Source organism: Aeromicrobium panaciterrae (assembly GCF_031457275.1).
Classification (GTDB): Bacteria; Actinomycetota; Actinomycetes; order Propionibacteriales; family Nocardioidaceae; genus Aeromicrobium; species Aeromicrobium panaciterrae_A.
Map to the genome: position 1 here is coordinate 1,665,457 of NZ_JAVDWH010000001.1, position 12,423 is coordinate 1,677,879.

The 12,423-nt window shown below is 61.7% G+C and carries 12 protein-coding genes; 6 read left to right on the plus strand and 6 right to left on the minus strand.

The window, feature by feature from the left end:
• The 3 genes from J2X11_RS08605 to J2X11_RS08615 form a co-directional block, all read right to left on the minus strand.
• Complete coding sequence (locus J2X11_RS08605; protein ID WP_309969451.1) at positions 1-783, minus strand: hypothetical protein; 783 nt, start codon at positions 781-783, stop codon at positions 1-3.
• A gap of 255 nt (positions 784-1,038) precedes the next feature.
• Positions 1,039-1,359, minus strand: coding sequence for a hypothetical protein (locus tag J2X11_RS08610; protein ID WP_309969454.1), 321 nt, complete (start codon positions 1,357-1,359; stop codon positions 1,039-1,041).
• Positions 1,360-1,623: 264 nt separating this feature from the next.
• Positions 1,624-2,346, minus strand: coding sequence for a hypothetical protein (locus tag J2X11_RS08615; RefSeq protein ID WP_309969457.1), 723 nt, complete (start codon positions 2,344-2,346; stop codon positions 1,624-1,626).
• A gap of 511 nt (positions 2,347-2,857) precedes the next feature.
• Here J2X11_RS08615 and J2X11_RS08620 point away from each other — a divergent pair.
• The 4 genes from J2X11_RS08620 (at position 2,858) to J2X11_RS14450 (ending at position 9,472) form a co-directional block, all read left to right on the plus strand.
• The gene (locus tag J2X11_RS08620; protein WP_309969460.1) at positions 2,858-4,180 is read left to right on the plus strand and encodes a hypothetical protein; all 1,323 of its coding nucleotides are present in this window, start codon (positions 2,858-2,860) and stop codon (positions 4,178-4,180) included.
• Complete coding sequence (locus J2X11_RS08625; protein WP_309969463.1) at positions 4,177-6,153, plus strand: phospholipase D-like domain-containing protein; 1,977 nt, start codon at positions 4,177-4,179, stop codon at positions 6,151-6,153. The genes J2X11_RS08620 and J2X11_RS08625 overlap by 4 nt, the downstream gene beginning before the upstream one ends.
• Positions 6,138-8,888 carry a helicase-related protein gene (locus J2X11_RS08630; protein ID WP_309969467.1) on the plus strand — a complete coding sequence of 917 codons (2,751 nt, stop codon included), beginning with the start codon at positions 6,138-6,140 and terminating at the stop codon, positions 8,886-8,888. The genes J2X11_RS08625 and J2X11_RS08630 overlap by 16 nt, the downstream gene beginning before the upstream one ends.
• A gap of 71 nt (positions 8,889-8,959) precedes the next feature.
• On the plus strand, positions 8,960-9,472 hold the full coding sequence (locus J2X11_RS14450; RefSeq protein ID WP_396127851.1) for a DUF6998 domain-containing protein: 513 nt from the start codon (positions 8,960-8,962) through the stop codon (positions 9,470-9,472).
• Here the strand turns inward: J2X11_RS14450 and J2X11_RS08635 are convergent.
• The 3 genes from J2X11_RS08635 to J2X11_RS08645 all read right to left on the minus strand — a co-directional run bounded on the left by J2X11_RS08635 (position 9,469) and on the right by J2X11_RS08645 (position 10,657).
• Positions 9,469-9,891 (minus strand): hypothetical protein, encoded by a 423-nt coding sequence (locus J2X11_RS08635; protein WP_309969472.1) that lies wholly within the window; start codon positions 9,889-9,891, stop codon positions 9,469-9,471. The genes J2X11_RS14450 and J2X11_RS08635 overlap by 4 nt on opposite strands.
• Positions 9,892-9,998: 107 nt before the next feature.
• On the minus strand, positions 9,999-10,274 hold the full coding sequence (locus J2X11_RS08640; RefSeq protein ID WP_309969474.1) for a hypothetical protein: 276 nt from the start codon (positions 10,272-10,274) through the stop codon (positions 9,999-10,001).
• Positions 10,271-10,657 (minus strand): hypothetical protein, encoded by a 387-nt coding sequence (locus tag J2X11_RS08645; protein WP_309969477.1) that lies wholly within the window; start codon positions 10,655-10,657, stop codon positions 10,271-10,273. The genes J2X11_RS08640 and J2X11_RS08645 overlap by 4 nt, the downstream gene beginning before the upstream one ends.
• A gap of 168 nt (positions 10,658-10,825) precedes the next feature.
• On the opposite strand from J2X11_RS08645, the gene J2X11_RS08650 reads away from it, so the two are divergent.
• Together J2X11_RS08650 and J2X11_RS08655 are read left to right on the plus strand one after the other, a co-directional pair.
• The gene (locus J2X11_RS08650) at positions 10,826-11,692 is read left to right on the plus strand and encodes a PHP domain-containing protein (protein ID WP_309969480.1); all 867 of its coding nucleotides are present in this window, start codon (positions 10,826-10,828) and stop codon (positions 11,690-11,692) included.
• Between the two features lie 161 nt (positions 11,693-11,853).
• Positions 11,854-12,393, plus strand: coding sequence for a hypothetical protein (locus J2X11_RS08655; RefSeq protein WP_309969482.1), 540 nt, complete (start codon positions 11,854-11,856; stop codon positions 12,391-12,393).
• Positions 12,394-12,423: the final 30 nt, after the last annotated feature.

The following is a 12,423-nucleotide window of genomic DNA, read 5'->3' on the forward strand; positions in this document are numbered from 1 at the left end:
CTACTCGTCACCGGCTTCGAACTCCGTTATGACCTGGATATCGAGACCTTTTGAGCGGGCGATCCGATCGAGGAATCTCAACGAGGTTAGGTACCACTCTGACCCACCTCGACGAGTTCGGCTCGCAGAATGATCAGCATCCTTCAGCCAAGTGTGAAAGTCGCGCTCAGCCAGTGCCGACTCCTCGACTGGATAGATTCGCAGAAGAATCGGATCCTCCGGAAGGGCTGTGAGCCGACCTTGTGACCCTGCTCGGTAGTGAGCATCCACGCTGGAATGACCGACCTTCAGCAGGGTGCGTCCCGTTTCAGTGTCGTAGGGGTATCGCAGGTAGTGGGGCAAGGTATACACGTAAATGCCTGGTGTTCCTGCCGCTTCTGCCGCCTTCGTAGCCTCGACAGCACCCTCTACCTCTTCCGATTGGGCTTGCCGATCCTCCGCACGCGACATCAGAAGCGACTCCTGCTGCACCAACGCTGCACGCAACTCCGGGCTCATGTCTATCTTCTTGAGCCATGCGCGCACTCTTCGTGCTGCCTGGATCGAGAGACCGGGGCTGTTCGGTATTTCTCCGTCGCGCAGCACTCGAACCAGTGACCGATAGTTGTATACCCAACCGAAGCTGGGCGTGCCCTCCCGTGCGCCGATCTCCTCTGCCGTGAGGTCCTCGCGGTCGTATGCCCAGAGTCGACCTAGAAGGGTCTCATCCTCAGCGAGAATCCGATCGACTTCGGCTTGTCGGTCGAACTGTGATCCTGCGGTGTCGGGCGGTGTGATGGACATACGAGAAACCTAACGGCAACCGTTGGAGTGCCATCGCGTTTGAACAATCGCAAGCCACAACCACGACAGAGTCGTGACACAACGACAAGACAGTCGCGGTAGGGCGGCTGATGAATCGGATTGATCTCCGATTCGCTGATTGCTCCTCGACCACGGCATTCGAGTCTCCGGGAGATGGTCGAGTCAGGCGTCGCCACCTGCTCGAGTGCTGAACGGGCCAGCGCAGCGGGCGAGGCCGCAAAAACACTGGATCACTCACAACGGTGGTTTGGTCCACGAACCATCGGGCCACTCAACGGCCCACTCGATCATGTCGTTGAAGAGAATGCGGCGAAAGTTCGTCAGGTCGTTCCCCTCCTGAACTCCGCCGGATTCATGGATGAGGGCTCCCAGCGGCGAGACCAACGTGAGAAGGCCGGCTGACGTGAACAATTCGACAAGCCCGTTGAACGTGTGGCCGGGCCAGTGGGTGTCGACGTGTTGAGTTGTAAATCCTCTTGTTCGTGGAATGAAGTGCGCATAGTGGAGCAGGCTCTGCACTTCATCGAACGACCGATCTTCGGCGAAGGTATCCATGTCGAAGTCCTCAGACTCTGTGAACGCGCTCGGCATGGCCCTGTAGCGTGCCTTGGCTCTCCTCCCAATCGACTTTGCACGGGTCGCACAGCAACATCGTTTCTACGCCGGGCGTGGGGTAGGGACCGGGGAATCGAACGGTGTAACGCCATTCAATCGGCGGGTGGGGTTCCCCGAACGGTAGGTGGCAGAGCATGCATTCGCAGTCGATGTCGCCATGGTCCACCAGTTGGGCGAGGGCCTCGGGGGATACGTCGAGGAGCTTCATACGAGCGACCCCCAGCCATGTTCACAGGTGGCGCAGACGTACACCGGTTCGTGACCGCTGACAACGCATCCGCCGAGCTGGTAGTTCGGATCGTCCACCAACGAAACGGGTGGCATTCCCATCAAAAGGTCTTGGATTTCATGACCACCACAGTTGGGACACGCACCAATCCGATGCGCGCGATCACAAGCTCGCGCCTCGCCGATAGGCGCAACCGAGAACAGGACGCGTTTTCCATCGGGTCCGTCAACGGCGAGAAGCTCGTCCTTCCAAATCTGCACCGGCGACTCGAACGTGTCGGTGAAGACTGGAGGCGGACCCAACAACGTCACAGCGCGTTCTAGCTCGAGTGCGTTGTGGGTCCAAAAACGTCGCCATTGACCGTCAACCTCGATATCGACGACATTGTCTTCGCGCCGCCGAAACATGCCCGATTCGGCTCGTCCGTTGGCGATGGTCCGCTGTGCAACAGCGTCCGCGACATTGTGACCTCGACCGTCACTCGAACAGAGCCACCTTTGCCAGAGCTGAGTGACAACATCGTGCGCTTCGGCCGGAATCGACTGCCCAGACTGATAGCGGTTGTTCCAACTCCCGCCGGGGGCCTTCGCGAGCAATGATTCGACCGGCAACATCTGTTCCAGAGGCAAGACTTCGTCGAACACGACGTCAACCCAGTTGCACTCAGTTTCTTCGTCCCACGCCGGCGTCGATTTCACGGTGCCTCGCCCTAGAAGACCTCGTGCACCTCGGCCTTGGAGAAAGAGCCAGGCGGGGGTTTCGACCTCAAGGGTCGTGCGGCGGCCGACACTCCATTCGACGACACCTTGGGTCGAGACTCCGTCTGCGTCGATCCGGCTGGGACTCCACAGAAGTACAGCTGCTGGACCATGGGTCATTGACGTCCACCTTTCGTGTTGTCGCGGACAGGTTCCGCGACCAGCTCGATCACCGCCTGGGGCACCCATCCACGAACGGGTTGCTGTGCAACTACCAGGATTTCTTTGTCTGCATCTCTTTCTGAGCTACCTCCATCATAGTTGGCGGCACCGACATTTTCTCTCGCGTTCTAGGCGAATGACGCTGTCGCTCGGGCCGACAAGGTGACGAGTTTGATCTCCGAAACTTCTGAAGACTCGACCCCGCCGTGCCCGCAGTACGACAAGATCGTCACGTGCCCCCGACGATCGATACTGACCCGCACGGCAGCGCCCTGATGGCGGCTAAAGCATGGGCTTCCGAAGCGCCTACGAGCGGCCACCAACGATGAGCCTGCTGGCTCAACTGCCCAAGCTCTCGCAGTTGGACGAGGCGGATATGCCAGAGGGCGGTCTAGACCCCCTCGGCCTTTCAGCCGCTGCCGATCGATTGGCGGACGCGATCGTGCCCGGTCTGCGTGCCCGCATGTCGCAGCCCCGGTTCGTCAGCCTCGCGCTTGCCGGGGCGCTTGCGTGCCAGGACCTGACCGACGTGGTGTCGATCGACGGGTCGACCCGCTTCGACGTCGCATTCGAGTGGCTCGTGGTCGAGGCGTTGGTAGTGAACCGGCCCGACCAACTTGCCGGTGTCCCGGGAGGCACCAAAGCGAAGCGGGCCCGCGCTGGACGAGCAAGGCTTAGCGCGAAAAGCTATCTGAGCGGCCCGCGGGTGTTCGGATTCACCGGCGTGTACCGGCCTTTCGCGATCGCGGCCGGTGTGGTGGACCAAGACGGGCTGCCGACAGCGGCGGCCGAGCCACTTCTCCGTGCGTGGGAGAAGGGAGCCGGGTTGCCCGGCTTCGTGGACGGCACGCCCGGTACCACCGGCAACAGCCTGCGTCGCGAGATCCGTGAACAAGTACTCAGGTCTCTCAAGCATGGCCAGTCGACAGCCCCGATCGAAGGTCAGTTCCTGAATGATCTCGCGGGCCACGTCACTGCCCAGGGAGCCAAGGGTCGCGAGCGGGCCGCGCTGCGCGCGTTGATCCTCGAGCCTCTAAACGGCGGTGCCCGATACGAGCTGGGCACGCTGCTTGCCGGTGATCTACCCGAGGCCACGGCCATCGACCCGGAGATCGCCGCCGGCCTCGTACGCCGTGCCAGCGGCGAGACCCAGGCACGGCTACGAGCCGCGATCGCGTACGAGAATTGCGCGACACTCATCGACACCACGTTCCGTCAAATCCTCAATCACGCCGGTCAGCACTCCGGACTTCTCCGCTCCAGTGACGCGCCTCGCCTTGAGGTGCTGACCCTGACGTCGCCGCGCGTTGCACCATTGGTCTCGACCGCAATCGCGGCCGCCGAAAACCTCGATGCGGGGATCGCGACGAGTGTGGTCGAGTCGCTATCGACGTTCGAGAGCGTTCGGCGACCAAACGAGATGTTCGATGCCCTGATGGACCGGCACGAGAAGGTTCAGGCTGCCAAGGCCAAGCGGTCTTGGCTCGACCCGTACGCCGACGACTGGCTCGTCCGCGGGCCGTATCAGACTCAGCCGTTCGCCTCAGAAGGTGGATGGAGTCATCCGATGCGGCTGAGAACACTGGTTCAGTTCCTCCGGGAGACGTCATGAAGCTCCAACCGCTCCTTGACCACTGGTCTGCCCCTGCCGACGCCGGATCACCGGTGGCAATTTTCGCGACCACATTCGTGTTGGATCCGGACTTCTTCGAACGCGACTGCCTGGCGCGCTTCCTCGCCCTTCAAGCCGTCGATGAGGAAACCGGATCGGCTGACGACACGATCGCTCGCATCGAGCTCGAGGAGAAGCTGACCGAGCCGTCGATCACGGTTCTTGCCGACCGCAGCACGTCAGCGGAGCGCGGTTCTTTGCGTTGGAATCTCCTGCATTGCTTTCACCGCGGCGGCCTACTTCATGCGAAGGTCGCGATTCTGATCTGGGAGAACGCCACTCGTGTCGTTTTGGGGTCGGCCAACCTGACTTCGGCTGGGTATAGGCGCCAGATCGAAATGGCGTTGGCGGCGGACCTCGGACCGGGTTGCTTGTTCCCACAACCTGTCCTCGAACAGTTGGCGAACGAATTGGCTGAGTTGCTGGGGCTGGTGCAAGGGCTGCGCCCGGGTATTCCGGCCTACGACCAGGCGCAGAGGACGCTGAGCATCTTCCGTGATCGGATCGCCTCCTCGGGCGCGGGATCTTCGAAGGTGCTGGTGAGTCTCGCCCCGACCAAACCAGGGGCGAGCCCTCTCCAGGGAAGCTCGCTCGTCTGGAAGGGCTCTCAGCCTGTACGGGCCGTCCAACTGTCGCCGTTCTGGGACTCGACAGACGCGACCGCGGTGAAGGAGGTGCGGGCTCTACTCACGGGACGCGGCCAACCGCGAAGTCATTCCATTGCCACGGTGATCTCGCCGTACGGCACGATTCCGGTCACTCCGATCCACCGAGCTCAGGTGGACAAGGTCGTCGAACTCGGGCCTATCGACCAGGAGTCATCTCGGCTTCTCCACGCGAAGTGCTTGCTGCTTGAGAGCGACACGTGGGTTGCCGCACTAGTCGGATCCTCGAACCACACCAAGGCGGGCCTCGGGCTGGGCGGTCGCAGCCATCGAGAACTAAATGTGTGGCTGGGAGCGTCGTCTGGCTCGGCCGAGGGCAAGGCGCTGCGCAACCTAATTCCACAGGGCAAGGCTGTTCCGGCCGACGTGGATTCGAATGACGAAGCGACCGATGAGGACGAGGTGGAACCGCCGGTGCTCCCGCTGGGTTTTCAACTCTGCCGGCTGCACTGCTCGGACGAGAGATGGCACCTCACGTTGTCGCTTGATCCCCGGGAACTGCCGGAGAAGTGGACGGTCAGGACGGAACTCGGCGTCGTGCTCGACGCCACACGTTGGGAAACGCTAGGTCGCCCCAGCGAATTCGTTGAAGACGTCTCCGTCGAGCACCTGCCCACCTTCCTAACGGTTACCTGGGAAGGTGGCGCGGCGAGTTGGACAGTGTTGGCGGACGACCGCCACGTTCTGCCACCTGGTCCCGGGATCGGTGCATTCAAGGCTCACCAGCTCTTTGCGGCCCTGAGCTCCGGTAAATCCATCACCGAAGCAATGCGTGACGAGGCGACTCGACAACAGAACCTCGGCGGAGCACTCGAGCTCGACCCCCTCAAGCGATACGACAGTCAGACCACGTTGCTGCGCCGCGGACGCGCCCTCTCGGCGGCACTTGAGGCGTTGCGACGTCGCCTGGAACGTCCTGTGTTATCGGTCGACGCGCTCGCGGCCCGACTTGCCTCGCCGTTGGCACCGGACTTCTTGGCCGCCAAGACAGCACAGTCGGTTCTTGAGGGCGAGCAGGACCTGCCCGAAGGATTGTTCACTCTCGGCGAGCTCGCCCTGGAGTTGGGGCGAGTCAACTGGGCGGCCACGTTCAAGGCGCTGGAGGACACCGCCGAGGCGTATGCGCTCGTGGGTGGGGCGATCGACCAAGTGAAGGCCCACGTCGCTTCGCTCGGTTCTGACGAGACCGCGCTGATGGGCTACGCGACGCGATGTGTGCAGGAGGCCCGCCGATGCCTACCGAACTGAGCTCGCAGCTAAAGACTCATGCGGCGAAGGGTTTTGAGGACGACTGGAAACGTCAGCGGCGCACGGCTCGCGACATCTTGAATCGGTTGGACGAGCAAGAGGGCGTGATCCTGGCCGACCAGGTCGGCATGGGAAAGACGTACGTCGCACTCGCCGTGGCGGTTTCGAAGATCCTTGAGAAGAAGAAACAGCAACAAGTCGTGGTTCTCGTCCCACCTGCGGTGGCCCAGAAGTGGGTCGATGATTGGGCCAAGTTTTCCGGAGCGTTGCTCGATCCCGACGTCGAAATTCGATGTGTTGCTGAACCGATTCGAAGCGGAGAGGGGCTGCTGGCTGCGCTCGACGACCCTCAGGAAACCAGAAGCCACCTGTTGGTGGTGACCCACACCGCCCTGACCGCGTCGCTCAAGGACAGTTTCATCCAGCTGGCGTTGCTCCAGGCCGCCACCAAGGGTAGGCCGGGTGTGCAGGCCCAGCGAGATCGCATCGCCAAATGGTGCGTCCGCCGAGACGGGCTTCTGCGTGACTCGCGTCTCACCACCGACCGGGTGTCACTTCTTCTGGCACATTCTGCGGCTGAATGGCGCCAGGTGTGGAGCGATATCACCGGCCAGGACCTGCCTGATGACCCTGTTCCGTTGGCGGTGCAAGAGGCACTGAGTGGCCTCGATCTGAGCGACCTTCGAGCCGTGATCGACGACCTCCCGATTAGAAGATCGGCGGGGATCACCTACAAACTGAAGACGGCGAGAGCCAGTCTTGAGATCGTGACGCAGAGTCTGTGGCGGTTGGTGCTGTCGTCGACGAACCTCAAGCGTCCGCTTCTGATCGTCGACGAGGCGCATCGACTCAAGAACGAACAGACCCGGATCTCCCAGCTCTTCGCGCCGCGGGCCGAGTCCGAGACCAGTGGCGCTCTGTCCGACATCTTCGAGCGGATCGTCCTGATGACGGCGACACCCTTTGAACTCGGCCATCGGGAACTCATCAGCGTGCTCTCCCGACTCTCGGCAGTGCGACCGATGCCGAAGGGGACAGAGCCGTTGGAAAATCGCCTCGACGCTCTGAGTGAAGCTCTCCAGAACGCCCAGGCTGCCGCGGTCACGTTCGACCACGACTGGGGAGAGATCGATGCGGCAGACGCCCACTTGTTTGATCAGTGGAGCAAGAACTCACCCCCGCCGACCGAGGCCAGCGCACAAATCGTCACTGCGTGGCGCTCCGCGACGAACTCGATCGCCAGCCGGAAGGCGATGAACAAGGCCCTGGCGCCCTGGGTGATCAGGCACCAACGGCCTTCACGTCGAACTCATCTCCCCGGAGGCGCGATCCTTGTCGCCAGCGATGCTGACAGCAGGCATGGGCTCACCGTGTCGGACGAAGTCGTCCTCCCATTCCTGCTCGCTGCGCGAGCGCAGTCGGTGGCTGCCGAGGATGGCGCTTCCCGCCCACTGTTCGCCTACGGCATCGCATCCTCGTTCGAGGCGTTCAGGCGTCTTGGCTCCTCAGAACCGGACCTCGATTCGGATACCCGGGCCGACGACGAGGACCGTGATTCGGGGATGGTAGGGGTTCGGCACCAACGCGGCGGCAGTGCTGCGGACTGGTATCGCCGTGAGATCGATGCTCTCCTGGTCGACGGCGGTCTAGATCGATCGTTGCATCCCAAAATCAAGGCAACCGTCGACCGCGCGACCCAGCTCTGGTTACAAGGCGAGAAGTGCGTGATCTTCGCCTGGTACGTCGCGACCGGAGGTGCCCTTGAAAAGGCTTTGGCACAGCGGATTGAAGAGTTCGTTCTCGAGAGTGGTCGCAAGCGTCTCGGGCTGGCCGGCGCCGACAGTGACGTCGTACTCGCAGGATTCCGGAGGATCTCGGACAGACTCCTTCGAGGCGACTCGCCCGGCTACGAGTTGGTGACCGGACACCTTCGGGCGTTCTACGGGGAGCATGTCGCCGGCGCGGTTCCGAGGGAACGCGAAGCACTGATCGGCAAGTTGGTCGAGGCCACGGTGCGCTACCTGAGAAGGCGCGAGGTCCTCGTCAGGTTCACGGACCTGCATACAGAGCTGACTGCTGAACAGCTGTGGGCAGGCATATCGGGATCGAACTCGCAGGGCATCTCCCTGTTGCCACGGTGGCAACGGTTCGGGGAGCGGATGGCTGAATCGGGTGAGAAGGAACGCAAGCGGGTCATGGATGCGCTCCTGGGCGACCAAGGTACGACAGATGCGGAGGCGCACGGATCCGGGGATAGCGACTTGTCCGGTGGACTGGGAGCTCGCCTTGACCCGGTACGACGAGCTCACGGTGGGACTCGACGGGAGGACCGGGAACGTCTGACGGCGGTCTTCAACACTCCCTTTGCCCCCGACGTGCTCGTGGCGAGTTCGGTTATGGGGGAGGGCATTGACCTTCATCACGAGTGTCGACACCTGATTCACCATGATCTCGACTGGAACCCGAGTGTCCTGGAGCAACGGACCGGAAGGCTTGACCGCATCGGTGCTCTTGCCGAGCATGACGGCTGCAACATCGACGTCTATGAGCCGTATCTGGCAGGCACACACGACGAGAAGATGTTCCGAGTCGTCAAAGATCGCGCCGGCTGGTTCGACGTCGTGATGGGGCGACCCGTCGCCCACGACGAAGCGCACACCGACGCTGAGGAAAGCCGTGTACCGCTTCCTGCGGCGATCGTCGACGCGCTGACGATGGATCTTGAGAGCAGGTAGGCGGAATCCCGCGATCGCCCAAGGCGCCCACGCAAATCGAGTCGGCCACCTCCGAACGGCATGATGTCTCCATGACTCACCTGTCTAATCGAGACAACTCCGGGGGTCATCAATCGAGAACTGCCCGGACAGCTGAACTTGTCGACAAACTGCATTCGATCGTGTCCGAGTTAGAGAGTATGCATCCGGGAAGGAAATTTCCCTTGGACGGACACCTTGTCGGGTCGATTGGCGAGGCGGCGGCAGAAACACTTTTCGATCTCGAACTTCTGCCAGCTTCTACGTCTGGCCATGATGCAATCGCGACCGACGGGCGCCGTGTGGAAATCAAGGCGACATACGGGACGCAGGGTGTTGGGATCCGCAGCACTTCGGAGCAACACGCGGATGCTCTGGTGGTTCTCCGATTGTCGCGGGACCCGCGAATCGGTCACGAGATCGTCTTCAACGGACCCTTTCGGATCGCATCGGACGTCGCCGGCAAGATGCAAAGCAACGGTCAAGCTCGGGTGAGCTTGAGCCGTCTCCGATCGTTAAACGCGGCCGTCCCACAGGCAGATCGCGTCCCATTCCGCAGCGCCTAGGTGTCGAGCGCGTCGTCCATGGAGTGCGTGACTGGTTCGTCATCCGCTCCCAATTGGAATCTAATGTCATTCCATCGGTTGTTCGCTTGCGGGAGTGGCTCAGTTGGAGTCATCTCTGAACGCTTCATCGCGCAGTCGTACGAGACGAGTGACGAGACTTCAGTTGTCCGCCGGTCGACGAAGAACGGGTTACCTCCGACATAAAGGACGCCCTCAGGAAGTGGCTCGTAGTCGGGGGAGTAGTGCGTAGCATCCGCCCGCACGCCGATGATCGGGAACGGTGCGTCGGTGAGGTAGACCGTCGCTAGTGCGAGGAGGTCCGCGTCCTCCGGACTCATGCGCGCGGCTATCCCGTGGGCCTCAGCGACGGCGAGACGAAGCCGCCACATGAAGGGGCGGGGGAGTACGTCGGAGTTCACGACCCGAGCTAGAAAGCGGGACCGGGTAGGAGAGATCGCATCGTCCTCGTAGTCCTCGCTCGGCTCAAAGCCGTAGTCGTTCCACCGGGTCCTCCGAGGCACGGGGCTCACGGCTTTTCTTCGCCGTGGTCCTTGACGAGTTCGAACCCGTTCTCATGCCATCGCGGGTGCGAGTGCGGCGGCTCCTTCGACCACTCGGTTTCGGGGTCGGCGGCTTTACGCCTCGCTTCTTCGAGGGTCCACGTGCCGCCGCTCCAACGGCTCCAGTCGGGCTCGGGGAACTTCTCGGGGTGCGCGGCTCGGTACGCCGCAGCTTCTGCTTCCTCTGCCAGCAGGAACTCGATGCTCTCGGCGTCCTCGTGGGGGTTGAACTCGCGGGTCATACGCTACTCAGATTCGTGTCGACGTCGCGTTCGATCAGGATCCTTGTCGAGACTGGCCGTTCTATGCCTGGGGTTCCGATTCCATGGGTGTCCCAGCGGTCGAGAGCTAGCATCTCCGCAGCGCCCGCCAATATGTCGGCGAGTCGAGCAGCCTGATCCGCGGGGAAGTTGTCCTTGAACACCTGGACACGCACCGTTCCGGTGGTGTGTGGGTGCCCAGCCTCCGCATCTTGCGTGAGGGCGACATAAAACCAGTCGTTGTCGACGAATACGCGGCGGCAGGAGAAGACTTCCGCGTTGAGGGTGGAGTCGAGGGGATCGTGCTCGACAGTGCACCAACTGAGGCAGGACGGGTTGTTCGTGACTGCAAACAGTTGGGTCATAAGAACCATGCTGCCCGTAGGGTCTGACACTTCGTGCTCTCCGAACGGACCTCGAGCCCTTCTTTGAAAGCGTCTTCGACATTGACCTTTCGTCGTCGTCCGGCCAGAGCGCGTCCGCGGGCGAGCGAAAGACAGTGATCGCCGCACGCATCCCCTAGCCTCTTCGATATGCGAATCGATCTACACGCGCATTCCCGGCGCAGCGACGGCACTGATACTCCATCTGAACTCGTCGAAGCCGCGGGAAAGGCACGCCTCGACGTCGTGGCGATCACGGATCACGACAACACCGAAGGGTGGGCCGAGGCCGCCGAGGCCGCGTTGACGAAGGGCATTCGACTAGTCAAGGGCGTCGAAATGACCACGAATTGTGCTGGGAGCACGGTTCACCTGTTGGGGTACGAGTTCGATCCTGAAGACCCCACGTTGGTGGCTGAATTCGCACGGGCGCGAGATATGCGTGAGGAACGGGTCGACAAGATCCTCAACGAACTAAGGCTGCTCGGGCACAAGATCTCACGAGCCGATGTTGAAGCCGCCGCCGCAGGCGCACCAATAGGCAAGCCGCATTTCAACCGAGCGTTGGTAGCCAACGGCCTGACGATTCCCGAAGGCACGACCTACAAAGAGTTACTGAAAGGTGGCCAGGCGTACGTCAAGCGCACCTACTCCGTCGACCTCGCCGATGCCGTCAGGATGATCACTGAAGCCGACGGAAAAGCTGTGGTCGCACATCCGTGGGCGCGAAGAGGCCGAGATGTGATCACACCAGCAGTCCTGTCGCAGCTCAAGGAGGTCGGCTTGGCTGGGCTCGAGGTGAATCATCCTGATCACGAGCTGCCCGATCGTGCTGAACTCACCGCCATGGCAAAGGAGTTGGACCTCGCAGTGACTGGCGGAAGTGACTACCACGGATCTGGAAAGCAACTCCCGAAGTTCGCGTTGGGGGCGTGTAAGACCGACGTAGAGCAGTACTACCAACTCTTCGACTGTGGCACTCCGGGCAAGATCACCGATATCGATCCAAAATGCTGAGCCATCAAAAAGCGAAGCGGTACGCCGACCAGCACCTCCGCGCTCGAGACTCGTCGTGCGTCGCGGGACCAGCCAGCCGCGATGCCCGCTGGGCGGTCTGGGTCGTCTCATACGTCGACCCCCTAGACCCCGACGAGATGCTCCTCGGAGGCGCATTGGTAGTGACGGACGACGGCGAGGTCCATGAAATCAGCTCTCAGTACGACGCGGTCGACCAATTGATGTGGCGCCAGATGGCTGCATACGCCGATGAGCAGCACCTCAAGCTCCTGAAGGACACGGAGACGCGACGCGATAGCAGCAATGATCGGGTCTTGGAGGAAGGGATGAGCGGAATCTACGAGGGCACCCCCGCAGACGCGATAGAGCGCGCGCTTGAGAAACAGGCCACCCATTCGCCTGGCTACGGAGTCGGGATCTTAGTTCCAGCTGTCGATTCGTTTCTGCAGTGGGCATTGGCGACTGCCCGAGGGCACGAGTTCGATGTGGTCGAGATGAAGCCTCCAATCGACTCGGCGTCGCGACGCGATCTAGTTGACCGGGGCTATCGCCTGAAACCGGGGCTGGAAGACATCGACATTTGGGAGCCAGCAGAGTCCAAGTTCATGTGGGCCAGTCATGCTGCGCTCATCGACTTTCTTGTCGAAGAACTCACTTTCGTTGCCGGTGCTGGCCCATTTACCTACGAGATATACCCCTAACAATCGGGGCAGTCTGCGAGGATCATCCGT